The sequence below is a fragment of the Pseudomonas sp. RIT-PI-S genome (assembly GCF_025642975.1).
Classification (GTDB): domain Bacteria; phylum Pseudomonadota; class Gammaproteobacteria; order Pseudomonadales; family Pseudomonadaceae; genus Aquipseudomonas.
This window is the reverse complement of the sequence record NZ_JANZKJ010000015.1, coordinates 47,071-69,400: the sequence shown is the minus strand read 5'-3', so window position 1 is coordinate 69,400 and position 22,330 is coordinate 47,071. Positions and strand designations below refer to the sequence as shown.

Sequence of the window (22,330 nt, the reverse complement as noted above, 5' to 3'; positions counted from 1 at the left end):
ACGACAAGTGGCTACACTCGCCGACTTCTCGTACGACCCTTAGTGCGTACTGATTCGCTCCTTGGATTCAGCGTCGCGCTTGTCATCTTTTGCAACTATCTCGGGAGCCACGTCGGGCAAGGGCTCAGGGGCGTATTGCAGCGCAATTTGGAGGACCTCGTCAATCCATTTGACAGGCTTGATCTGCAGATCCTGCTTGATATTGTCTGGAATTTCCTTGAGGTCGCGCACGTTTTCCTCGGGGATGATCACTGTCTTGATTCCACCGCGATGAGCGGCCAACAGTTTTTCCTTCAATCCACCGATCGCCAGCACCTGGCCGCGCAGGGTGATTTCACCGGTCATGGCCACATCGGCACGTACCGGAATCTGCGTAAGGGCCGATACCACCGCCGTGCACATGCCGATGCCAGCGCTTGGGCCATCCTTGGGCGTGGCGCCTTCCGGCATGTGGATATGGGTGTCGCGCTTTTCGTGGAAGTCCAGTGGAATCCCCAGGCTCTTCGCCCGGCTGCGCACGACGGTCAGGGCCGCGGTGATGGATTCGCCCATCACATCGCCCAACGAGCCAGTCTTGATCAACTGACCCTTCCCTGGCACCACGGCCGCTTCGATAGTCAGCAGCTCGCCACCGACCTGGGTCCAGGCAAGGCCCGTGACCTGGCCGACCTGATCCTGTTGCTCGGCCAGGCCATAACGGAACTTGCGCACCCCTAGCAGGTGCTCGAGCGAATCCGGGGTCACCTTGACCGCCACATTCTTTGCTTGGGCATGCTCCTTGACTACCTTGCGGCAAATCTTCGCGATCTGCCGCTCCAGGCCACGCACGCCAGCCTCGCGGGTGTAATAGCGAATGATGTCGCGAATGGCCTGAGTATCGATCTCAAGCTCGGACTTCTTCAGCCCGTTGGCAGCGACCTGCTTGGGCGTGAGGTAGCGGGTCGCGATGTTGATCTTCTCGTCCTCGGTATAACCCGGCAGGCGGATCACTTCCATGCGGTCCAGCAGGGCCGGTGGAATGTTCATCGAGTTGGAGGTGCACAGGAACATCACATCCGACAGGTCGTAGTCCACTTCCAAGTAGTGGTCGTTAAAGCTGTGGTTCTGTTCCGGGTCGAGTACTTCGAGCAGCGCCGAAGCCGGATCGCCGCGCATGTCGCTGCCCATCTTGTCGATTTCATCGAGCAGGAACAGCGGGTTGCGTACCCCGACCTTGGTCATCTTCTGGATCAGTCGCCCAGGCATCGAACCGATGTAGGTCCGGCGGTGCCCACGGATTTCGGCTTCGTCACGTACCCCGCCCAGCGCCATGCGCACGAATTTACGGTTGGTGGCATTGGCGATGGATTCAGCCAGGGACGTCTTGCCTACCCCAGGCGGCCCTACCAGGCACAACACCGGGCCGCGGATTTTCTTCACACGCTTTTGCACGGCGAGGTATTCGAGGATGCGTTCCTTCACTTCCTCCAGGCCGTAGTGATCGGCGTCGAGGATCTGTTCGGCGCGGGCCAGGTCCAGCCGGACCTTGCTCTGAGCCTTCCACGGCACTTGAGCCAGCCAGTCGATATAGGAGCGGACCACGGTCGCTTCGGCCGACATTGGCGACATCTGCTTGAGCTTGTTCAGCTCGGCATTAGCCTTCGCCATGGCGTCCTTTGGCAACCCGGCAGCCTCGATGCGCTTTTTCAGCTCCTCGACTTCATTGTGCCCCTCATCGCCGTCGCCCAGTTCCTTCTGGATGGCCTTCATTTGCTCGTTGAGGTAGTACTCGCGCTGGCTGCGCTCCATCTGCTTCTTCACGCGCCCGCGGATGCGTTTTTCCACTTGCAGCAGGTCGATCTCGGCGTCCAGCAAGGCGAGCACGCGCTCTACCCGGGCAGACAGATCGATGATTTCTAGAATTTCCTGCTTCTGCTCGATCTTCAGCGCCATGTGAGCGGCCATGGTATCGACCAGGCGCCCGGGTTCATCAATGCTGTTGAGCGACGAAAGCACCTCGGCCGGAACCTTCTTGCCCAGTTGCACATACTGTTCGAACTGCGACAGCAGGCTGCGCACGAACACTTCGGCCTCACGGTCAGGCGCGGGATTTTCGTCGATCAGGCTCACCTTGGCCCGAACATGCCCGTCTACCTCGATGAACTTTTCGACAGCACCACGTTGTTCGCCTTCTACCAGCACCTTCACGGTGCCGTCGGGGAGCTTGAGCAGTTGCAGGACAGTGGCCACGGTGCCCACACGGTAGAGCGCGTCCTTGCCTGGATCGTCATCTCCCGGGTTGCGTTGGGCCAGCAGCAGAATCTGTTTTTCGCCGGTCATCGCCGCCTCAAGGGCTTCGATGGATTTCTCGCGTCCCACGAACAGTGGGATCACCATATGCGGATAGACCACCACATCACGCAATGGCAGGAGAGGCAATTCGATGGTCGTCTTCATGGTTTCGCCTCTTCAGCGGCGCGGGGCCGCTCACAGATGAAATAAGCCTGAGGCTAATCTTGGGGTAGCCTCGGGAAAAAACAAGCGTCGGGCCTGAACAAAAAAAGGGCCCGAAGGCCCTTTCTGCAATCGCTCAGCCCAGCAAGCAGGCAATGCGCGAATCACGCATCGGGCGCTGCCTTGGCAGGCGGCTCGCTGTTCTCGTAAATCAACAGCGGCTTGGAGGTACCGTCGATCACGCTTTCGTCGATCACCACCTTGCTGACTTCCTTCTGCGAAGGAATTTCGTACATGGTGTCCAGCAGTACGCCTTCGAGGATCGAACGCAACCCACGGGCGCCGGTTTTGCGTTCCAGAGCCTTGCGAGCCACGGACTTGAGCGCGTCGCTGCGGAACTCCAGATCCACCCCTTCCATCTCGAAGAGCTTGCCGTACTGTTTGGACAGCGCGTTCTTCGGCTCGGTCAGAATTTGCACCAGCGCCGCCTCGTCGAGTTCGTCGAGGGTAGCCAGTACCGGCAGACGGCCGACGAATTCCGGAATCAGGCCAAACTTAACCAGATCGTCCGGCTCCACCTCACGCAAGGATTCACCAACTTTCTTACCCTCCTCCCGGCTGCGGACTTCGGCATTGAAGCCGATGCCGCCCTTGGTGGAGCGATTCTGGATGACCTTCTCCAGGCCGGAGAATGCACCGCCGCAAATGAACAGAATGTTGCGCGTGTCCACCTGCAGGAACTCTTGCTGGGGATGCTTGCGACCGCCTTGCGGCGGCACCGAGGCGACGGTGCCTTCGATAAGCTTGAGCAACGCCTGCTGGACGCCCTCACCCGATACGTCGCGGGTGATCGAGGGGTTGTCCGACTTGCGCGAAATCTTGTCGATCTCATCGATGTAGACGATGCCCATCTGGGCTTTTTCTACATCGTAATCGCACTTCTGCAGGAGCTTTTGAATAATGTTCTCGACGTCCTCGCCCACATAGCCCGCTTCGGTCAACGTGGTAGCGTCGGCGATGGTGAAAGGAACATTGAGCAGACGAGCAAGGGTTTCGGCAAGCAGGGTCTTGCCCGAGCCCGTTGGCCCGATGAGCAGGATGTTGCTCTTGCCAAGTTCTACGTCGTCGTTTTTCTTGTCGCGCTGGTTCAGCCGCTTGTAGTGGTTGTACACCGCGACTGCAAGGACCTTCTTGGCACGCTGCTGACCGATAACGTACTGGTCGAGAATGCCGCTGATTTCCTTGGGCGATGGCAACTTGTGGGTGCTGCTCTCTGCCTGTGCCTCTTGCACCTCCTCGCGGATGATGTCGTTGCACAGGTCGACGCACTCGTCACAGATGAAGACCGAGGGGCCGGCAATCAACTTGCGCACTTCATGCTGGCTTTTGCCGCAGAAGGAGCAATAGAGCAGTTTGCCGTTGTCCTCGCCGTTGCGGGTGTCAGTCATTCGATCTATCCAATCCTGTAGGCTTGAAACACAAGATGAAGGCAATTGCGGGCTTTTTCAAGCCCGCGAAGGGCGGGATATTCCGCCACACAGGATTCAAGCCTATTTACGCGGGCATTTGCCGCTTGTCGAGAACCGAGTCAACGAGACCGTACTCGGCCGCGCGCGCTGCGCTCATGAAGTTGTCGCGGTTGGTGTCTTGCTCGATGGTTTCGATTGCCTGGCCCGTGTGATAGGCGAGCAATTCATTCAAGCGAGCACGGATGGAGAGGATCTCCCGGGCATGGATATCGATGTCCGAAGCCTGCCCCTGGAACCCGCCCAATGGCTGGTGAATCATCATCCGCGAGTTCGGCAGGCAATAGCGCTTGCCTTTGGCACCGCCCGCCAGCAGGAACGCACCCATGCTGCAAGCTTGGCCGATGCAGATGGTGGAAACGTCCGGCTTGATGAACTGCATGGTGTCGTAGATCGACATCCCAGCGGTTACCGAGCCGCCCGGTGAGTTGATATACAGATGGATATCCTTGTCGGGGTTCTCTGCCTCGAGGAACAGCAACTGTGCTGCTACCAGGTTGGCCATGTAGTCTTCGACCGGCCCGATGAGGAAGATCACCCGCTCCTTGAGGAGGCGTGAGTAGATGTCATAAGCGCGTTCGCCACGCGCGGACTGCTCGATAACCATCGGGACCAGGCCGCCAGCGGCCTGGATGTCAGAGCTCTGAATATAAGAATTGCGGGACATGCCTGCACTCACTCCCAATTAGTCATGCCTTAGATACGCATAAGCCAGCGCGAAGGCTGGCTTATGGTTATTCCGAAGCTGGGCCGTTTTACGCGGCTTCAGGCGCCGCCTGGGCCGGTTTTACCGCTTCTTCGTAAGAGACCGCTTTGTCAGTCACACTAGCTTTCTGCAAGACAGTATCCACAACTTGTTCTTCCAGCACAACCGAACGGACTTCGTTCATCTGCTGGTCGTTCTTGTAGTACCAGCTCACGACCTGCTCTGGCTCCTGGTAGGCCGAAGCCATTTCCTGGATCAGCTCACGCACGCGGGCGTCGTCTGGCTTGAGCTCGAACTGCTTGACCACTTCGGCGACGATCAGGCCGAGCACCACGCGGCGACGTGCCTGTTCCTCGAACAGTTCGGCAGGAAGCTGCTCGGGCTTGATGTTGCCACCGAACTGCTGCACCGCTTGTACACGCAGGCGGTCCACTTCGTTGGACAGCAGGGCTTTCGGCGCTTCGATCGGGTTGCTTTCGAGCAAGCCGTCCATGACCTGGTTCTTCACCTTGGCCTTGATCGCCTGGCGCAGTTCGCGCTCCATGTTCTTGCGCACTTCGGCGCGGAAGCCTTCCAGGCCGCCTTCCTTGATACCGAATTGGGCGAAGAATTCGTCGCTCAGCTCAGGCAGGGTCGGCGCGGCTACGCTGTTGACCTTGACGGTGAACTCGGCAGCTTTGCCGGCCAGGTCGAGGTTCTGGTAGTCCTCGGGGAAGGTCACGTTCAGCACGCGCTCTTCACCGGCCTTGGCGCCGACCAGGCCGTCTTCGAAGCCTGGGATCATGCGACCGGAGCCCAGCACCAGCTGGGTACCGGTGGCCGAACCACCAGCGAAGGCTTCGCCGTCGATCTTGCCGGCGAAGTCGATGTTCAGTTGGTCTTCGTTCTGCGCTTCACGTTCGGCGGTCTCGTAGCGAACGTTCTGCTTGCGCAGGATGTCCAGCATGTTGTCCACGTCGGCATCGTTCACTTCGGCGCTGTGGCGCTCGACCTTGATGCCTTCGAAACCGGCAACGGTGAATTCAGGGAACACTTCGAAAGTGGCGACGTATTCGAGGTCTTTGCCTTTTTCGAACACTTTAGGCTCGACGGACGGCTGGCCAGCCGGGTTCAGCTTCTGCTCGACCACGGCTTCGTAGAAGGTCGCCTGGATCAGGTCGCCCAGGGCTTCCTGGCGGGCGGCGGCTTCATAGCGCTGGCGGATCACGCTCATCGGCACCTTGCCAGGGCGGAAGCCTGGGACCTTGGCGCGACGGGCAGTCTGTTGCAGACGCTTGTTGACTTCGGTCTCGATGCGCTCGGCGGGAACGCCGATGGTCATGCGGCGCTCGAGCGCGGAAGTGTTTTCAACAGAAACTTGCATGGATATTCCTCGTTGCACAGACGATAGCCGGCGATTCCCGACTCCAGATCAAGGGCAAGCATTCTAGTGGCTCGATTGCCAGAAGTCACCCTACTCGATAAGCCAGTAAAACAAGGGGCAATCCCCTGCCCGGCGCGCCCATCCTCGCGGTGGGCGGCCGCCGATCAGGCTGCTATCCTCGGCGGCCTCATTTACTGCCGGAGAGCGCCATCATCGCCTCGGATACATCCCCCGCCCTCGCGGCGCTACGCCAAGCCACCCGGGATCTGCATGCAGCGCTGGATGCCGCCTCACCGCTGACCAGCGAGGGGTTCGACGGCAGCGACTACCTCGCCTACGTCGCGCGGGTGATCGGCTGGATGCGCCCGGTGGAGCGGCATTTATACCAGGCATCACTGCCTTGGCCGTCGGGCTTCGCCGCCCTTGCGCGGGCACAAAAAACGGGCTGGCTGGTGGCTGACCTCGGCGGCGACGCCGCGGCCTTGCCCGAATGCCCCTATGCCCCTATGCCAGCGTCACTCGCCGAGGCCTACGGACTCGCCTACGTCTGCGAAGGCGCTACCCTGGGCGGCGCCTACTTGTACAAGCGCCTATCTCCTCGCCTGGCGCCCTTGCCGCTGCACTGGCTATACGGCTACGGCGCGCAGACCGGTCCATTATGGAAGGGCTTTCTTGCCCGACTGGCGGAAGACGTGATCACCCCGCATCAGATCGAAGCAGCCGCCAGCAGCGCGCGCCTGGGGTTCCAGACCTTCGAGCGGTGGCTGGGTGAAGGAAGATAGATAGGCTGATGATCAACGGGCGATCGTGAATCTCGCACACGCCCTTGCCGCATCAAGTTCGCTTTTCTCACTGAGGATAAACGCTTCGTACAGGCCCGCCTGTACACCGCTGGACCATAAACGTCGGCCTTGGGTAATGATCTGATACTGCATGACCGTACTGGCCGCACACAGATCAACGAGATCGACCGGGGCGTTGACGATGTCAGCCACCTCGCCCGCCGGGTTCCAGAGCTGTAAAACGTCCACGCGGCCAGGAGCAAGCACATCGAGGTCGACATCACTTGCCGCATTCGCTTCGCCTGCCGCCTGGCTACCGAACAGGTAAATAGCGGTCAACCCTTGAAGCCGGTGCTGGAGATGCGCTTGTACTTTCACCAAGCCCATTGAATTCTCCCTGCTTACGGAGCGACCGTAGCAGAAGCGCTGGCAAGGTGCGATACGGTGTCTGCCGCTAGATCACCCTCGGCCTGCGGAAACGAAAAAGCCGCCCATCAAGGGCGGCTTTTTCGTTACATGGTGCGGACGAAGAGACTCGAACTCTTACAGCTTGCGCCGCTGGAACCTAAATCCAGTGTGTCTACCAATTTCACCACGTCCGCGCATTCGCGCTTAAAGCAAAGGCGCCCGACTTACGTAAGGCGCCTTCTACAAATATGGGGTGGACGATGGGAATCGAACCCACGACAACCGGAATCACAATCCGGCGCTCTACCAACTGAGCTACGCCCACCATATTGCATTTACTTGTTCAGTGCCGAGTACCAAAGCTGCCTAATGGCGCGCCCGGCAGGACTCGAACCTGCGACCATCCGCTTAGAAGGCGGATGCTCTATCCAGCTGAGCTACGGGCGCTCGGTATTCAACTTCAGGGCTGAAGTGAAAAAGCCGCCACTGCCAACCACCTGTAAAACAAGGCAATTTCAGCAGTCACTTGCGCCAGCGTTAGGCCCTGCCCGACAAGTGCGACGAATCTTATAGAGGGCCCTACCAGGCGTCAACTGTTTTATAGAAAAAAGTGCATTGATATAAAGGGCTTAGCGGATTCGCCAGCCGTGGTGCCTTTGACCTGATCGCCCGGCATGCGAGAATGCGCGCACCTTTTCTTCCCCTTCGATGGTTTATCACGCGTCATGACAGCACAACTTATCGACGGCAAGGCAATTGCCGCCAGCCTGCGCCAGCGTATCGCTCAGCGAGTGGAGCAGCGCCGCGACCAGGGGCTGCGGGTTCCCGGCCTGGCCGTCATCCTGGTAGGTACGGATCCTGCGTCCCAGGTCTATGTGGCCCACAAGCGCAAGGATTGCGAAGAAGTTGGCTTTATATCCCAGGCATTCGACCTGCCGGACACCACCCAGCAGGCGGACCTCGAAGCGCTGATCGACCGCCTGAACGCAGATCCGGCCATCGACGGGATCCTGCTGCAGCTGCCCCTGCCTGCCGGGCTGGACGCCTCCGGGCTGCTCGAGCGCATTCGCCCCGACAAGGACGTCGATGGTTTCCACCCCTATAACGTCGGCCGCCTGGCCCAGCGCATTCCGCTGCTGCGGCCCTGTACCCCCAAGGGCATCATGGCCTTGCTGGAAAGCACCGGGCAGGACTTGTACGGCATGAATGCCGTGGTGGTGGGCGCTTCGAATATCGTCGGGCGGCCGATGGCGATGGAATTGCTGTTGGGCGGCTGCACCGTGACCGTTACCCACCGGTTCACCCGGGACCTGGCCGACCACGTCAGCCGTGCCGACCTGGTAGTGGTCGCCGCCGGCAAGCCGGGGCTGGTCAAGGGGGAATGGATCAAGCCGGGCGCGATCGTGATCGACGTGGGTATCAATCGGCAGGAAGACGGCAAGCTGGTAGGCGACGTGGTCTATGAAACCGCCCTGCCCCGCGCCGGCTGGATCACGCCGGTGCCAGGCGGGGTCGGGCCGATGACCCGCGCCTGCCTGCTGGAAAACACGCTGTACGCGGCAGAAACCCTGCACGCGTGACCATAGGGGTCGCCGCCGCAGCGGCGGCGACCCCAAGGCTTACTTCTTCGCCGCCTCCCACGACTTCAACAGCTCGTTGTAATTGACCGTCTGCCCTTGCGGCTTCTCGTTGGCGAGCTTCGGCTTGGGCGCGCCAGGCTGGTCGAACCAGTACTGGGCGGTCTTTTCTTCATTGAGCTTAGGCCCGCAATTGGACGCATCCTGTACCTTGGCCCGCTCCAGGCGGCTGAGGATAGCGTCCTGGTCCTTGGCCAGCCCATCCAGCGCTTCCTGGGCGGTTTTCTCGCCGCTTACCGCATCTGCAACGTGCTTCCACCACAGCTGCGCCAGCTTCGGATAATCCGGCACGTTGGTGCCGGTAGGCGTCCATTGCACCCGCGCCGGGCTGCGGTAGAACTCCACCAGGCCGCCGAGCTTGGGCGCCAGGTCGGTCATGGCTTGAGAGTTGATATCGGACTCGCGGATCGGCGTCAGGCCAACGATGGTCTTCTTCAACGAAACGGTCTTCGCGGTGACGAACTGCGCGTAAAGCCAGGCCGCCATGCGCTGCTTCTCGGGGGTGGTCTTGAAGAAGGTCCAGGAGCCGGTGTCCTGATACCCAAGCTTCATGCCCTCCTCCCAATAAGGCCCCTTGGGCGATGGTGCCATCCGCCATTTCGGCGTTCCATCGCTGTTCACCACCGGCAGGCCAGGCTTGGTCATGTCGGCAGTGAAAGCGGTGTACCAGAAGATCTGCTGCGCCACCGCGCCCTGGGCGGGCACCGGGCCTGCTTCGGAGAAGGTCATGCCCGCTGCCTGGGGCGGTGCATAGGCCTTGAGCCAGTCGATGTATTTTTGCGTGGCATACACAGCGGCTGGGCCGTTGGTGTCGCCACCGCGGGTCACGCTGGAGCCCGCCGGGTGGCACCCTTCCACGCGGATACCCCACTCATCCACCGGCAGCCCGTTGGGCAGCCCCTTGTCACCGCCACCGGCCATGGAGAACCAGGCATCGGTGAAGCGCCAGCCCAGGGACGGGTCTTTCTTGCCATAGTCCATGTGGCCGTATACCCGCTTGCCGTCGATTTCCTTGACGTCTTCGCTGAAGAACTTGGCGATGTCTTCATAGGCGGACCAGTTCACCGGCACGCCCAGCTCATAGCCATATTTGGCCTTGAACTTGGCTTTCAGGTCCGGGCGGTCGAACCAGTCTGCGCGGAACCAATAGAGGTTGGCGAACTGCTGGTCGGGCAGCTGGTAGATCTTCTTGTCCGGCGCCGTGGTGAAGGAAATGCCGATGAAGTCGTTGATATCCAGGGTAGGCGAGGTGTAATTCTTACCTTCGTTAGCCATCAGGTCAGTCAGGGACTCAACCTTGCCGTAACGGAAGTGGGTACCGATCAGGTCGGAGTCGTTGACCCAACCGTCATAGATGTTCTCGTCGGACTGCATCTGGGTTTGCAGCTTCTCGACCACATCGCCTTCTTGCAGCAGGTCATGGGTCACCTTGATCCCGGTGATCTCGGTAAACGCCTTGGCCAGGGTCTTGGACTCATATTCGTGGGTAGTGAGCGTCTCCGACACCACCTTGATTTCCTTGACCCCACCCTCACGCAATGACTTAGCGGCATCGATGAACCACTTCATTTCAGCCATCTGCTGATCGGGCGTAAGCGTGGAAGGCTTGAATTCGCTGTCGACCCACTTCTTCGCGGCGTCCTCGTAGGCGTCGGCCCACGCCTGTGAACCATAAGCGCCAAGCACCAGCAGGGCGGCCAGCGTGATGCCCTGTCGCCTGTTGTTTTTATTCTCGAACATGGGGAACCTCCCGAATGGAATGTACGCCTGCGCCCGAGCTGGCGCGGCGGTTCGTTTCAAGGGCCGTTCAGCCCCAGCGCATCACTATCAACAACCACACCAGGGCCAGCGTCGAGGCCACCCAGATGCTCCAGTCGGTAGCGCCTATCACCACCAGGTGGATATAGGCGCTGCCGAGAAGGCCGATGAACAGCCGGTCACCACGTGTGGTGGCGATCGGCAAGAAGCCGCGGCGCTCGGCGCACGGCCAGCGCAACTCAACCGCGGTCATGGCGGCCAGCACTACGGCCACGGCAATAAAGAACACAGCGGTGGGAAGGGTCCAGGCCATCCAGCTCATGTTGCGACTCCCTATACACGACCAAGGGCAAAGCCCTTGGCCACATGGTTGCGAACGAACCAGATCACCAGCAGGCCCGGCAAGATCGTCAATACACCCGCCGCGGCCAGCACCCCCCAATCGATCCCCGAAGCAGACACCGTGCGGGTCATCACCGCAGCGATCGGCTTGGCGTTGACGCTGGTGAGGGTGCGTGCCAGCAGCAGCTCCACCCAGGAAAACATGAAGCAGAAGAACGCGGTCACACCGATGCCCGAGCCGATCAGGGGAATGAAAATCCGCAGGAAGAACTTGCCGAAACTGTAGCCATCGATGTACGCCGTTTCGTCGATTTCCTTCGGTACGCCAGACATGAAGCCTTCGAGAATCCACACCGCCAGCGGCACGTTGAACAGGCAGTGGGCCAGGGCCACCGCGTAAGGCGTGTCGAACAGCCCGATAGAGGAGTACAGCTGGAAGAACGGCAGCAAAAACACCGCCGGTGGCGACATGCGGTTGGTCAGCAGCCAGAAGAACAGGTGCTTGTCGCCTAGAAACCTGTAGCGGGAGAACGCATAAGCGGCCGGCAGGGCCACCAGCAGCGAGATGAGCGTATTCAGGGACACGTAGTACAGCGAGTTCAGATAACCCTCGTACCAGCTGGGGTCGGTGAAGATCACCTGATAGTTCTGCCAGGTAAGGTCCCGAGGCCAGAGGGTCAACCCGCTGAGAATCTCAGTGTTGGTCTTGAACGACATGTTCACTAACCAATAGATCGGCACCAGCAGGAACGCGAGGAACACCAGCAAAGGAATGGTCTTGCGCATGGTCATGCCCTCAGTCGCGGTCCGAATGGGTCATGGCGGTATAGAACAGCCAGGACACCAGCAGAATGATCAGGAAGTACACCAGCGAAAACGCAGCCGCCGGCCCCAGGTCGAACTGCCCGACCGCCATTTGCGTGAGGGTCTGGCTGAGGAACGTGGTGGAATTGCCTGGGCCGCCGCCGGTCAGCACGAAGGGCTCGGTATAGATCATGAAGCTGTCCATGAAGCGCAACATCACTGCGATCAACAGCACGCTCTTGAGCTTTGGCAACTGAATGTAGCGGAACACCGCCCAGCCCGACGCCCGATCGATGCGCGCAGCCTGGTAGTAAACATCCGGAATGGCGCGCAGCCCGGAGTAGCACAACAGCGCTACCAGCGAGGTCCAGTGCCACACGTCCATGATCAGCACGGTGGTCCAGGCGTCGCGGGTATGGGAGGCATAGTTGTAGTCCACGCCCATGGCATTGAGGGCCCAGCCCAGCAAACCGATGTCACCGCGGCCGAAGATCTGCCAGATGGTCCCTACCACGTTCCACGGGATCAGCAAAGGAATGGCCATCACGATCAGGCACAGCGAAGCGCGCCGGCCCTTGGCGGGCATGGTCAGGGCGATGGCGATGCCCAGCGGGATCTCGATGGCCAGCACACAGGCCGAATAGATGAACTGGCGCAACAGCGAGTCGTGCAGGCGCGGGTCCTGCAGCACTTGGCGGTACCAGTCGGCGCCCACGAAGAAGCGGCTGGAAGTGTCGAAGATGTCCTGCACCGAATAGTTGACCACCGTCATCATCGGCACGATGGCGCTGAAGGCCACCAGCACGAACACTGGTACCACCAACCACCAGGCTTTGTTATTGGGCACCTTGTTCATTGGTCCGCCTCCACCAGCAGGTCGTTGGCATAGAGCATCAGCCAGGGCGCGGGGAAGCTGATCGGCACTTCCCCTTCCGGCAGCTGGCGATCTTCAGGCAGGCGCGCCATCAGGCGCTGGCCGCCCAGCTCCAAGGTAAGGATGCGGTAAGTACCGAGGTCTTCCACATGGCGCAGCCGCGCCATCAAGGTGTGCTCGGAAGGCGCATCCCAGATCCGTACGAACTCCGGGCGGATGCCCAGCTGCAGGCGCTGGCCGGCCAGCTGATCCATGCGCCCAGCCAGCGCCGTCGGCACCGGCAACTCGACGTCGCCAAAGACCAGGCTGCCATTGCGCAGGGTCACGTCAATCAGGTTCATGCCTGGGCTGCCGATAAAATAGCCCACGAAGCTGTGTCGCGGTCGCTCGAACAACTCTCTGGGCGTGCCGAACTGAACGATCTGGCCGCCGTACATCACCGCGATCTTGTCGGCGAAGGTCGAGGCTTCCAACTGGTCGTGGGTCACATACACCATGGTGATGTTGAACTGCTCGTGGATCTGCTTGAGCTTGCGCCGCAGCTTCCACTTCAGATGAGGGTCGATCACCGTGAGGGGTTCGTCGAACAGGATCGCCGACACGTCATCACGAACCAGCCCACGCCCCATGGACACTTTCTGCTTCTCGTCGGCGCTGAGGTTCTTGGCTTTCTTGCTGAGCACCGGAGTGAGTTCCAGCACCTCGGCGATTTCCTCGACCTTCTGCCGCACGCGGTCAGCCGCCATGCCCTGGTTGCGCAGCGGGAAGGCCAGGTTGTCGAACACGGTCATGGTGTCGTACACCACCGGGAACTGGAACACCTGGGCAATGTTGCGTTTTTCCGGGGTTAGCTCATTCACCCGCTTGCCGTCGAACAGCACCTGCCCCTCAGACGGCGTAAGCAACCCCGAGATGATATTGAGCAAGGTCGACTTGCCGCACCCCGAGGGGCCCAGCAAAGCGTAGGCACCGCCCTGCGCCCAAACGTGATCGAGCTGGCGCAGCGCGTAGTCTTCGGGGCCGGAGGGCTCGCGGGCATAACTATGGGCCAGTTGCTGCAGATGAATTTCGGCCATCAGACGACCCTCGCCGCGCGCCGACCTGGCGCCTGCACCAGGCGGCCTTCGGGCTCGAACACGAACAATTTATGGGTGGGGATGTACACCTTGATCGGTGCGTCCACGGCGAACTCATGCACGCCGGGCAGATGCGCTACCAGCCGCCACTGGTCGTTGCGCACATGCAGGAAGGTTTCCGATCCGCTGATCTCGGCCAGTTCCACCGTCACGGCCAACTCGAGGTCGTCATCGTTGGACGGCACCAGGCTGATATGGCTGGGCCGCACACCGAAGCGGAAAGCGCCCTCCCCCAAGCCTTGCAGGTCGGCATTGAGGGGGAAGTGGGCGAAGTCGGCGAAACTGGTTTCGCCGCCGCTGATCCGCCCTGGCAGCAGGTTCAGCGGTGGCTCGGAGAACAGCTCGGCGGCCAACACTTCGCTGGGCCGCTGATACACCTGGGCAGTCTCGCCGCTCTGGATGATCCGGCCCTCATGGACGATGGTCGTGGTACCGCCAAGCGCCAGCGCTTCGTTCGGCTCGGTAGTGGCGTAGACCGCGATGGTATGGCGCGTGGCGAACAGCTCGCGCATTTCCAGCCGCAGCTCCTCGCGCAGCTTGTAATCCAGGTTCACCAGCGGCTCATCGAAAAGGATCAGCTGCGCATCCTTGACCAGCGCCCGGGCCATGGCGGTGCGCTGCTGCTGGCCGCCGGAAAGCTCCAGCGGATAGCGTTTAAGGAACGGCTCGATGCGCAGCATCTTCGCCGTGGTTCTCACGCGCTGGTCGATCTCTTCCGCGTCGAGCCGTGCCTGGCGCAAGGGCGAGGCGATGTTTTCGTAGACGGTGAGGTTGGGGTAGTTGATGAACTGCTGGTAGACCATGGACACCTTGCGCGCCCGCACCGGCACGCCCGTCACATCCTGGCCGTGCATCAATACCTGGCCTGAATCGGGGCGATCGAGCCCTGCCATCAGCCGCATCAGGCTGGTTTTGCCTGAGAGGGTCCGCCCCAGCAACACATTGAACGAGCCCGCTTCGAAACGCAGGCTGGCGTTATCGATCCAGCGCTGCCCGTCCACGGTGCGGCATACGTTGCGCAGTTCCAGTGTCATGGCTGCAACCTTGTTGTTGTAGTGCGCAAGCTATAGCCACAACCGTGCCAGAGTGAACGAAGCCGCGCGGCAGGGCCTTCGACCGCCTGGTCATGTTCGGTACTGAACACAAGTGAACAAATATGGCTGAACAACTGAACACTCGTGGTGTTGACATTGTTCAGGTTTGAACAACACTGGGGGAACAAAAAAAAACATAAAGGGCACCCTCATGTCCGCCAGCAGCAACGGCATCGTTCACGAACAAGCCATCCGCGAAGCCTGGGCCCGCTCTACCGCTGCGGGGTTGCGCCCGCACGTGGCAGCCGACCATGGCGAGCCGCCGGTGGCGCAGGTGGAGCAGTGGCAGCTGCGCAGGGCTGAGGTGCTGCGGATCACTGAAGCCCAACTGCTGCCGGCCTATGCGCAAGTGCTTGCGCCGATCCAGGCATTGTTGCTGCTGGCCGATGAACATGGCCGGCTGCTGCGCAGCTGGGGCACCCCTAGATTCGGGGCTGCGCAGGCACGTGCCTTCGCCCCCGGCGCCGACTGGAGCGAAGCCCGTGTAGGCTGCAATGCACTAGGCACCGCCCTGGCGTGTGGGCAAGCGGTCGATGTAGAGCACGACGAACACTTTCTTGCCGCCAATCGTTTCATGAGCGGGTCCGCCGCACCGGTCTTCGATGCCGAGCGCAGGCTGGTCGGGGTGCTGGGCGTGTCCAGCGACAGCTTCCTGCCGCCTTCGCACACCCTAGGCACCGTCAAGGTAATGGCCCAGGCCCTGGAAAATGCTCTGCTCGAAGAGCGCTTCGGCGAGGGCTGCCACCGCCTTGTGTTCAACACCGCCCGCAACAACTTGGACAGCCCTTGGGCCGGCGTGCTGGTGTTCGACGCTGGCGGCCGGGTGATGGCGGCTAACCGTCGTGCCGACACCCTGCTCGGCAAAGACCCCCGCGGCCTGGCGATCCAGGCCCTGTTCCGGGCGAACCTCGGGGAGCTTATGGCTCGCCCGGCGGGCCAGCCCTTCCCGCTTCTGGCCGCTGGGCGCAGCCGCCTGCAATGCCTGCTGCAACCGCCAAAGCGCCTGGCCACGCCCTGCCCTGCCACGTCACTGGTGGAGCGAGCCTCTGTGCCCCAGCAACAACAAGCGTTGTTGGACAAGGGGCTACGGCTGCTCGAACGCGATATCCCCCTGCTGATCAGCGGCGAAACCGGCGCGGGCAAGGAAGTGCTGGTCAAGGCGTTGCACGCCGCCAGCTCCCGCGCCGGGGAACCGCTGGTAGCGGTGAACTGCGCAGCCATTCCCATGGAGCTGGTGGAGGCTGAGCTGTTCGGCTACGAAAAAGGCGCCTTCACCGGCGCCAGCCAAAAGGGCAACCCCGGGCTGATCCGCAAGGCGGACAAGGGCGTGCTGTTCTTCGATGAAATAGGCGACATGCCGTTGGCCACCCAGGCCAGGCTGTTGCGGGTGCTCCAGGAGCGCTGCATTCAGCCGCTGGGCAGCGGCGACCCGGTTGCGGTGGACGTTCGGGTTATCTGCGCGACCCACCGTGACCTGGCGAGCGCGGTGGCCGAGGGGAGTTTTCGCGAGGACCTGTACTACCGCATCGCCGGGTGCACGCTGCGGCTACCGCCCTTGCGCGAACGCAGCGATCGCCGTGAGCTGATCCAGGCCATCTGGGAGGAGCATCGCCAGCCGGAGCAACAGGCCGGGTTCAGCGAGGCCGCGCTGCAGGCGTTGATGAGCCACCCGTGGCCGGGCAACCTCAGGCAATTGAGCAATGTGATTCAAGTGGCACTGGCCTTGGCGGACAACGCCCGGATCGAACTGGACCACCTGCCCGAAGAGCTGCTGACGCCGCTGCCCACGCCTATGCAGCCGCGGGTGGTGGAAGTGCCCGCCCAGGACATCAACGCCCTGCTGCGCGCCACCGACGGCAACATCTCCCAGGTGGCGCGGCGGCTGGGGGTCAGCCGCAACACGGTGTACAAGCGCTTGCGCGAGATGAACGCCGGGGCCTGGCCAACCGCAGGAATCTAGGCGCTGGCGTGAGCCTGCGAACCTCTTGGCCTATGTCCGCGGGCGTCGCCGGATGGCCGCCCCCACTCCTACAGGAGGGGATGCCTGGCGCCAGCCGGCGAACCGGAGGGCGTGCTGTTCGTGGGTTTCAATCCGCCAAACGCCAGCTGGTGCCGCCCTTGCCGTCTTCGAGCACTACGCCCATGGCAGTGAGCTGATCGCGAATACGGTCGGACTCCGCCCAGTTCTTGTCGGCACGTGCTTGCAACCTGGCCTGCACCAGCGCGTCCACTGCGGCAGCGTCCACTCGGCCTTCGGCGCCGGCGCGGAGGAAGGCCTCGGCGTCGAGCTGCAGCACGCCCAGCAAGCCACCCAGTTCACGCAGCCGGCCCGCGAGGCCCGCAGCGGCTTGAGCGTCGGTATCGCGCAGGCGGTTGATGTCACGCACCAGGTCGAACAGCACTGCACAAGCCTCGGCGGTGTTGAAGTCGTCGTTCATCGCCGCGGCAAACCGCTCGACAAAGGCTTCTCCACCCACCGGCGCGCTGGCTGGCAAGCCCTTGAGCGCGTGGTAGAACCGCTCCAGCGCGCCCTTGGCGTCACGCAGGCTGTCTTCGGAGTAGTTGATGGCGCTGCGGTAATGGCTGGCCACCAGCAGGTAACGCACCACTTCGGGGTGATACTTGGCCAACACGTCGCGGATGGTGAAGAAGTTGTTCAGGGACTTGGACATCTTCTCGCCGTTGATGCGGATCATCCCGCAGTGCATCCAGGCCTTGGCGTAAGGCTTGCCGGTCGCGGCCTCGCTCTGGGCGATCTCGTTCTCGTGGTGCGGGAACTCCAGGTCGCTGCCACCGCCATGGATGTCGAAGCTCTCGCCCAGGCAGCAGGTAGACATCACCGAGCATTCGATATGCCAGCCAGGGCGGCCAGGGCCCCAGGGGGATTCCCAGCTCGGCTCGCCGGGCTTGGCGGCTTTCCACAGCACGAAATCGAGCGGGTCTTGCTTGGCTTCCTCCACCTCGATGCGGGCGCCGATGCGCAGGTCTTCGATGCGCTTGCGCGACAGCTTGCCGTAGCCTTGGAACTTGCCCACGCGGTAGTACACGTCACCGTTGCCGGGGGCGTAGGCATAGCCCTTGTCGATCAGCGCCTGGATCATCGCGTGCATGCCAGCGATATGGTCGGTGGCGCGCGGCTCCTGGTCGGGCGGCAAGATGTTCAGCCGGCGCTCATCCTCGTGCATCGCGTCGATCATGCGCGCGGTGAGCGCCTCGAAGGCCTCGCCGTTTTCCCGGGCGCGGTTGATGATCTTGTCGTCGATGTCGGTGATGTTGCGCACGTAGGTCAGGTCGTAACCGCTGTAGCGCAACCACCGGGTGATCAGGTCGAAGGCGACCATGCTGCGGCCATGGCCCAGGTGGCAGTAGTCGTAGACGGTCATGCCGCACACATACATGCGCACCTTGTTGCCGTCCAGCGGGGTGAACGGCTCCTTGGCCTTGGTCAGGGTGTTATAGATGTTCAGCACAGCGGCATCAGCTCCAGGAGTCGCGCAGGGTCACGGTACGGTTGAACACGGGCTTGCCCGGCTGGCTGTCCTTCAGGTCGGCGCAGAAATACCCCTCGCGCTCGAACTGGAAGCGATCCTCGGGCTGGGCCTGGGCCAGCGAAGGCTCGGCGCGGCACCCGGTGAGCACGTGCAGCGACGCCGGGTTGATGTTGTCGAGGAAGCTGCCGCCTTCTTCGGATTTTTCAGGGTTGGCGGAGCGGAACAGGCGGTCGTACAGCCGCACTTCGCATTCCACGCTCGCCTCGGCCGGCACCCAGTGGATCACCCCCTTGACCTTGCGCCCTTCCGGGTTCTTGCCCAGGGTGTCTGGGTCATAGCTGCAGCGCAGCTCCACGATAGTGCCATCGGCGTCCTTGATGGCTTCGTCGGCGCGAATCACGTAGGCGCCCCGCAGGCGCACCTCGCCACCCGGTTCCAGGCGCTTGTAGCCCTTGGGCGGGTTCTCCATGAAGTCGTCGCGGTCGATGTACAGCTCCCGCGCGAACGGCAGCTCGCGCACGCCCATGTCCTCCTTGGGATGGCGGGGCAGTTCGAGCATCTGCTGCTCGGCTTCGGGGTAGTTGGTGATGACCACCTTCAGCGGGCGCAGCACGCACATGGCGCGGGGCGCGGTGCGGTCCAGGTCCTCGCGGATGCTGAATTCGAGCATGCCCATGTCGACCACGCCGTCGGAACGGTTGGTGCCGATCATTTCGCAGAAGTTACGGATCGCCTGCGGGGTGTAGCCACGGCGGCGGTAACCTTGCAGCGTGGACATGCGCGGGTCGTCCCAGCCGCGCACGTGCTGCTCATCCACCAACTGCTTGAGCTTGCGCTTGCTGGTGATGGTGTAGTTCAGGTTCAGCCGGGAGAACTCGTACTGGCGCGGCTTGCTTGGCACCGGCAGGTTGTCCAGGAACCATTCGTACAACGGCCGGTGGCTTTCGAACTCCAGCGTGCAGATCGAATGAGTGATGCCTTCGATCGCATCGGACTGGCCGTGGGTGAAGTCATAGATCGGATAGATGCACCAGGCGTCACCGGTCTGGTGATGGTGCGCGTGGCGGATGCGATAGAGGATCGGGTCGCGCAGGTTCATGTTCGGCGAGGCCATGTCGATCTTGGCCCGCAGCACGCGTTCGCCGTCCTTGAATTCACCGGCCTTCATCCGCGCGAACAGGTCCAGGTTCTCTTCCACCGGGCGGTCGCGGAACGGGCTGTTCTTGCCCGGCTCGGTCAAGGTGCCACGGTACTCACGGGCCTGTTCGGGGGTCAGGTCGTCGACGTAGGCCTTGCCGGCCTTGATCAGGTCCACGGCCCAGTCATGCAGTTGCTCGAAATAGCTGGAGGCGTAGCGGACCTCGCCGGCCCACTGGAAGCCCAGCCATTTCACATCCGCCATGATCGCGTCAATGTATTCCTGGTCTTCTTTCGCCGGGTTGGTGTCGTCGAAACGCAGGTGGCAGGTACCGCCGAATTCCTGGGCGAGGCCGAAGTTCACGCAGATGGACTTGGCGTGGCCGATGTGCAGGTAACCGTTGGGTTCCGGAGGGAAACGGGTGACGATCGCCGTGTGCTTGCCGGTATCGAGGTCGGCTTGCATGATCGGCCGCAGGAAATTGGCCGGAACCACAGGCTCAGCCTTGGCGGCGGCAGTCGAAGCGTTGTCGGCAGTAGGCTTGGTCATGGAATCCTTCAAATACGATAAATGCCAGCTAGGGTTTGTACGGAAAATCGCGGGCAGCGACTTAACGTATCGAGCCTGGAACTAGGCCAGCTAAAACAAAGCCCGTATCATAGCCGAAGCTGTCAAGCCACTGACAGGTCGTCACTGCAAAACCGTGGCGCTACTTGAATTTCCGACAAGAGTGAATGTTATGTCCAAGGTCAAACTCACCACCAACCACGGCGATATCGTGCTGCAACTCGATGCAGACAAAGCCCCTGTGACCGTTGCCAACTTCGTCGAATACGTTAACGCCGGCCATTACGAAAACACCGTGTTCCACCGGGTGATCGGCAACTTCATGATCCAGGGCGGTGGTTTCGAGCCGGGCATGAAAGAAAAGAAGGACAAGCGCCCGAGCATCAAGAACGAAGCCAACAACGGCCTGCCCAACAAGAAATACAGCGTTGCCATGGCTCGTACCATGGAGCCGCATTCGGCCTCCGCGCAGTTCTTCATCAACGTCGCCGACAACAGCTTCCTCAACCACACCGCACCCACCACCCAAGGTTGGGGCTATGCCGTGTTTGGCGAAGTGATCGAAGGCACCGATGTGGTGGATAAAATCAAAGGCGTCAAAACCGGCAGCAAGGCTGGCCATCAGGACGTGCCCACCGAAGACGTGATCATCGAGAAAGCCGAGATCATCGAGTGATACTGCTGATCTCCGATCTGCACCTGCAAGAGGAACGCCCGGACATCACCCGGGCGTTTTTACACTTCCTCGAAGGCCGCGCCCGGGCCGCCCGCGCGCTGTACATCCTCGGGGACTTCTTCGAAGCCTGGATCGGCGACGACGCCATGTCCGCTTACCAGGCAAGCATCTGCCAGGCGCTGCGCACCCTTACCGATAGCGGCACCCAGGTGTTTCTCATGCACGGCAACCGGGATTTTCTCGTCGGCGAGGCGTTCTGCCGCGCTGCCGGCTGCACCCTGCTGGGCGACCCTTGCGTGGTGGACCTGGACGGGGAGCGCGTGCTGCTGATGCACGGTGACCTGCTGTGCACCCGCGACGAAGGCTACCTGAAGCTGCGCAGGATCCTGCGCAACCCCCTCACCTTGTGGACGCTCCGCCACCTTCCGGTCCGCTGGCGGCAGCGCCTGGCGCGTCGGCTGCGCAGCGAAAGCCAGGCGCAGACCCGCCTGAAGGCCAGCGACATCGTCGACGTCACGCCAGAAGAGGTGCCGCGGGTGATGGGCCGGGCGGGGGTCGCTACCTTGATCCACGGCCATACCCACCGGCCCGCGGTACACAAACTCGAAGTGGCACAGGCGCCAGCCCGGCGCATTGTGCTCGGCGACTGGGATCGCCAGGGGTGGGTGCTGGAATGGGATCGCCAAGGCGCACGGCTGGAAGCCTTCGAGCTGAATTGAGTCACGCGCCCTCAGGGGCCCCTGTGGGGAATGACCGCAGTACCGTCCACCTGCCGCAACACCTGTACTTGATATGGCTCGAACAGCCTCGCCATCTCACCGTTGGCATGCAGCTGTTCGAGGTAGCCGGCCAGTTCCTCGCCGGTAATGGGCGCCTGCGGGCGAACCAGCGCGTAGTGGTGATAGATCTGGTCGGTGCGGCGCGACACCAGCAAGGTGTCCTTGAGCTCGGGGTATCGGCTGAAGAAGCCAGTGAGATACGAGCGCGTCACCAGGGCTACGTCCGCGCGATTGCGCGCCACCATCAGCAGGTTGCTGTCATGGGAGTAGGTCAGCGTCGCTCGGTAATGGCTGGTCAGGTAATCGGGCTCGGCGTTGAACGTGGCAAAGGCATAGTGATAACCGCTGTAGAGCGCCAGGCGCTTGTCGGCAAGGTTGTTGAAGTAGTGATCATCGCGGCCGTCCATGCGCCGCGCCACGAAGACCTCCGCATCTTCCAGGCCCAGATCCACGGCCACATGCGGCACGGCCTGCCAGCCCCAGTGCGGGTTTTCAAAGATGGCCATATCGACCCGCCCCTGGCGCAGGTCCTGAAAACGCCGTGGCAGCGAGGTAGGCACCAGCTCGAAGCGGAAGCGGTCCTGTACGCGGTTCAGGGACGCCAGCAGGTCAGGAAGCAGCCCGGTATCCGCCCCGCTTTCAGGGTGCACGACATAAGGCGGGAAATGCGCCGCCGCGACGCGAACGACCTCCTGTGCCCGAGCGGCAGCGGCGCTAAACAACAGGCCAAGTAGGGCCGCGAACGCGATGGCGGCCCGCACGAACTTGGATGACAAGGGCGAACGCTCCCAATGGGCTGATCGTCATAAGCTAGGC

General features: G+C 61.8%; 19 protein-coding genes and 3 tRNA genes. 5 read left to right on the top strand and 17 right to left on the bottom strand.

Annotated elements, in window-relative coordinates; genetic code table 11:
* Positions 1-39: 39 nt before the first annotated feature.
* The 4 genes from lon to tig all read right to left on the bottom strand — a co-directional run bounded on the left by lon (position 40) and on the right by tig (position 6,028).
* Positions 40-2,436: an endopeptidase La gene (gene lon, locus OGL93_RS18660; protein WP_263264335.1), complete on the bottom strand. Its 2,397-nt coding sequence runs from the start codon at positions 2,434-2,436 to the stop codon at positions 40-42.
* A gap of 161 nt (positions 2,437-2,597) precedes the next feature.
* Positions 2,598-3,881, bottom strand: coding sequence for an ATP-dependent Clp protease ATP-binding subunit ClpX (gene clpX, locus OGL93_RS18655; protein WP_263264334.1), 1,284 nt, complete (start codon positions 3,879-3,881; stop codon positions 2,598-2,600).
* Positions 3,882-3,987: 106 nt separating this feature from the next.
* Positions 3,988-4,626, bottom strand: coding sequence for an ATP-dependent Clp endopeptidase proteolytic subunit ClpP (clpP, locus tag OGL93_RS18650; RefSeq protein ID WP_263264333.1), 639 nt, complete (start codon positions 4,624-4,626; stop codon positions 3,988-3,990).
* An 88-nt stretch (positions 4,627-4,714) separates the two neighbouring features.
* Positions 4,715-6,028, bottom strand: coding sequence for a trigger factor (tig, locus tag OGL93_RS18645; RefSeq protein WP_263264332.1), 1,314 nt, complete (start codon positions 6,026-6,028; stop codon positions 4,715-4,717).
* A 149-nt stretch (positions 6,029-6,177) separates the two neighbouring features.
* On the opposite strand from tig, the gene OGL93_RS18640 reads away from it, so the two are divergent.
* Positions 6,178-6,810 (top strand): biliverdin-producing heme oxygenase, encoded by a 633-nt coding sequence (locus OGL93_RS18640; protein ID WP_263264331.1) that lies wholly within the window; start codon positions 6,178-6,180, stop codon positions 6,808-6,810.
* A 12-nt stretch (positions 6,811-6,822) separates the two neighbouring features.
* Here the strand turns inward: OGL93_RS18640 and OGL93_RS18635 are convergent, their stop codons facing one another.
* From OGL93_RS18635 to OGL93_RS18620, 4 genes are all read right to left on the bottom strand, one after another.
* On the bottom strand, positions 6,823-7,197 hold the full coding sequence (locus OGL93_RS18635) for a nucleotidyltransferase domain-containing protein (protein ID WP_263264330.1): 375 nt from the start codon (positions 7,195-7,197) through the stop codon (positions 6,823-6,825).
* A 130-nt stretch (positions 7,198-7,327) separates the two neighbouring features.
* A tRNA-Leu gene (locus OGL93_RS18630) sits at positions 7,328-7,412 on the bottom strand.
* A 55-nt stretch (positions 7,413-7,467) separates the two neighbouring features.
* A tRNA-His gene (locus OGL93_RS18625) sits at positions 7,468-7,543 on the bottom strand.
* Between the two features lie 45 nt (positions 7,544-7,588).
* Positions 7,589-7,665: transfer RNA gene (locus tag OGL93_RS18620), tRNA-Arg, on the bottom strand.
* 278 nt (positions 7,666-7,943) lie between these two features.
* Between OGL93_RS18620 and folD the strand changes: the two genes are divergently transcribed.
* Complete coding sequence (gene folD / locus OGL93_RS18615) at positions 7,944-8,798, top strand: bifunctional methylenetetrahydrofolate dehydrogenase/methenyltetrahydrofolate cyclohydrolase FolD (protein ID WP_263264329.1); 855 nt, start codon at positions 7,944-7,946, stop codon at positions 8,796-8,798.
* Positions 8,799-8,837: 39 nt separating this feature from the next.
* Here the strand turns inward: folD and OGL93_RS18610 are convergent, their stop codons facing one another.
* The 6 genes from OGL93_RS18610 to OGL93_RS18585 all read right to left on the bottom strand — a co-directional run bounded on the left by OGL93_RS18610 (position 8,838) and on the right by OGL93_RS18585 (position 14,803).
* Positions 8,838-10,595 carry an ABC transporter substrate-binding protein gene (locus tag OGL93_RS18610; RefSeq protein WP_263264328.1) on the bottom strand — a complete coding sequence of 586 codons (1,758 nt, stop codon included), beginning with the start codon at positions 10,593-10,595 and terminating at the stop codon, positions 8,838-8,840.
* Between the two features lie 67 nt (positions 10,596-10,662).
* Entirely contained in the window at positions 10,663-10,935 is a 273-nt protein-coding gene (locus OGL93_RS18605; protein ID WP_263264327.1) for a DUF2160 domain-containing protein, read from the bottom strand.
* Between the two features lie 11 nt (positions 10,936-10,946).
* Positions 10,947-11,747 carry a carbohydrate ABC transporter permease gene (locus OGL93_RS18600; protein WP_263264326.1) on the bottom strand — a complete coding sequence of 267 codons (801 nt, stop codon included), beginning with the start codon at positions 11,745-11,747 and terminating at the stop codon, positions 10,947-10,949.
* A 4-nt stretch (positions 11,748-11,751) separates the two neighbouring features.
* Positions 11,752-12,615, bottom strand: a complete 864-nt coding sequence (locus OGL93_RS18595) for a sugar ABC transporter permease (RefSeq protein ID WP_263264325.1) — start codon at positions 12,613-12,615, stop codon at positions 11,752-11,754.
* Positions 12,612-13,709 carry an ABC transporter ATP-binding protein gene (locus OGL93_RS18590; RefSeq protein WP_263264324.1) on the bottom strand — a complete coding sequence of 366 codons (1,098 nt, stop codon included), beginning with the start codon at positions 13,707-13,709 and terminating at the stop codon, positions 12,612-12,614. Before OGL93_RS18590 ends, OGL93_RS18595 begins: the two co-directional genes overlap by 4 nt.
* Positions 13,709-14,803 (bottom strand): ABC transporter ATP-binding protein, encoded by a 1,095-nt coding sequence (locus OGL93_RS18585; RefSeq protein WP_263264323.1) that lies wholly within the window; start codon positions 14,801-14,803, stop codon positions 13,709-13,711. The genes OGL93_RS18590 and OGL93_RS18585 overlap by 1 nt, the downstream gene beginning before the upstream one ends.
* A 211-nt stretch (positions 14,804-15,014) precedes the next feature.
* On the opposite strand from OGL93_RS18585, the gene OGL93_RS18580 reads away from it, so the two are divergent.
* Positions 15,015-16,823 (top strand): sigma-54-dependent Fis family transcriptional regulator, encoded by a 1,809-nt coding sequence (locus OGL93_RS18580; RefSeq protein ID WP_263264322.1) that lies wholly within the window; start codon positions 15,015-15,017, stop codon positions 16,821-16,823.
* 127 nt (positions 16,824-16,950) lie between these two features.
* Here OGL93_RS18580 and cysS read toward each other — a convergent pair whose 3' ends face one another.
* Complete coding sequence (cysS, locus tag OGL93_RS18575; RefSeq protein ID WP_263264321.1) at positions 16,951-18,333, bottom strand: cysteine--tRNA ligase; 1,383 nt, start codon at positions 18,331-18,333, stop codon at positions 16,951-16,953.
* Positions 18,334-18,340: 7 nt separating this feature from the next.
* Positions 18,341-20,041: a glutamine--tRNA ligase/YqeY domain fusion protein gene (locus tag OGL93_RS18570; RefSeq protein ID WP_263264320.1), complete on the bottom strand. Its 1,701-nt coding sequence runs from the start codon at positions 20,039-20,041 to the stop codon at positions 18,341-18,343.
* A 190-nt stretch (positions 20,042-20,231) separates the two neighbouring features.
* On the opposite strand from OGL93_RS18570, the gene OGL93_RS18565 reads away from it, so the two are divergent.
* Together OGL93_RS18565 and lpxH are read left to right on the top strand one after the other, a co-directional pair.
* The gene (locus OGL93_RS18565) at positions 20,232-20,735 is read left to right on the top strand and encodes a peptidylprolyl isomerase (protein WP_263264319.1); all 504 of its coding nucleotides are present in this window, start codon (positions 20,232-20,234) and stop codon (positions 20,733-20,735) included.
* A complete protein-coding gene (gene lpxH, locus OGL93_RS18560; protein WP_263264318.1) occupies positions 20,732-21,454 on the top strand; it encodes a UDP-2,3-diacylglucosamine diphosphatase in 723 nt (240 codons plus the stop codon). Before OGL93_RS18565 ends, lpxH begins: the two co-directional genes overlap by 4 nt.
* 11 nt (positions 21,455-21,465) lie before the next feature.
* On the opposite strand, the gene OGL93_RS18555 is transcribed toward lpxH, so the two are convergent.
* Positions 21,466-22,239, bottom strand: a complete 774-nt coding sequence (locus tag OGL93_RS18555) for a transporter substrate-binding domain-containing protein (RefSeq protein ID WP_263264410.1) — start codon at positions 22,237-22,239, stop codon at positions 21,466-21,468.
* Positions 22,240-22,330: the final 91 nt, after the last annotated feature.

Bases quoted from the DNA above. Each gene is read 5' to 3' on its own strand.
- lon (WP_263264335.1), bottom strand. From the start codon at position 2,436: ATGAAGACGACCATCGAATTGCCTCTCCTGCCATTGCGTGATGTGGTG.
- clpX (WP_263264334.1), bottom strand. From the start codon at position 3,881: ATGACTGACACCCGCAACGGCGAGGACAACGGCAAACTGCTCTATTGC.
- clpP (WP_263264333.1), bottom strand. From the start codon at position 4,626: ATGTCCCGCAATTCTTATATTCAGAGCTCTGACATCCAGGCCGCTGGC.
- tig (WP_263264332.1), bottom strand. From the start codon at position 6,028: ATGCAAGTTTCTGTTGAAAACACTTCCGCGCTCGAGCGCCGCATGACC.
- OGL93_RS18635 (WP_263264330.1), bottom strand. From the start codon at position 7,197: ATGGGCTTGGTGAAAGTACAAGCGCATCTCCAGCACCGGCTTCAAGGG.
- folD (WP_263264329.1), top strand. From the start codon at position 7,944: ATGACAGCACAACTTATCGACGGCAAGGCAATTGCCGCCAGCCTGCGC.
- OGL93_RS18610 (WP_263264328.1), bottom strand. From the start codon at position 10,595: ATGTTCGAGAATAAAAACAACAGGCGACAGGGCATCACGCTGGCCGCC.
- OGL93_RS18605 (WP_263264327.1), bottom strand. From the start codon at position 10,935: ATGAGCTGGATGGCCTGGACCCTTCCCACCGCTGTGTTCTTTATTGCC.
- OGL93_RS18600 (WP_263264326.1), bottom strand. From the start codon at position 11,747: ATGACCATGCGCAAGACCATTCCTTTGCTGGTGTTCCTCGCGTTCCTG.
- OGL93_RS18595 (WP_263264325.1), bottom strand. From the start codon at position 12,615: ATGAACAAGGTGCCCAATAACAAAGCCTGGTGGTTGGTGGTACCAGTG.
- OGL93_RS18590 (WP_263264324.1), bottom strand. From the start codon at position 13,709: ATGGCCGAAATTCATCTGCAGCAACTGGCCCATAGTTATGCCCGCGAG.
- OGL93_RS18585 (WP_263264323.1), bottom strand. From the start codon at position 14,803: ATGACACTGGAACTGCGCAACGTATGCCGCACCGTGGACGGGCAGCGC.
- OGL93_RS18580 (WP_263264322.1), top strand. From the start codon at position 15,015: ATGTCCGCCAGCAGCAACGGCATCGTTCACGAACAAGCCATCCGCGAA.
- OGL93_RS18570 (WP_263264320.1), bottom strand. From the start codon at position 20,041: ATGACCAAGCCTACTGCCGACAACGCTTCGACTGCCGCCGCCAAGGCT.
- OGL93_RS18565 (WP_263264319.1), top strand. From the start codon at position 20,232: ATGTCCAAGGTCAAACTCACCACCAACCACGGCGATATCGTGCTGCAA.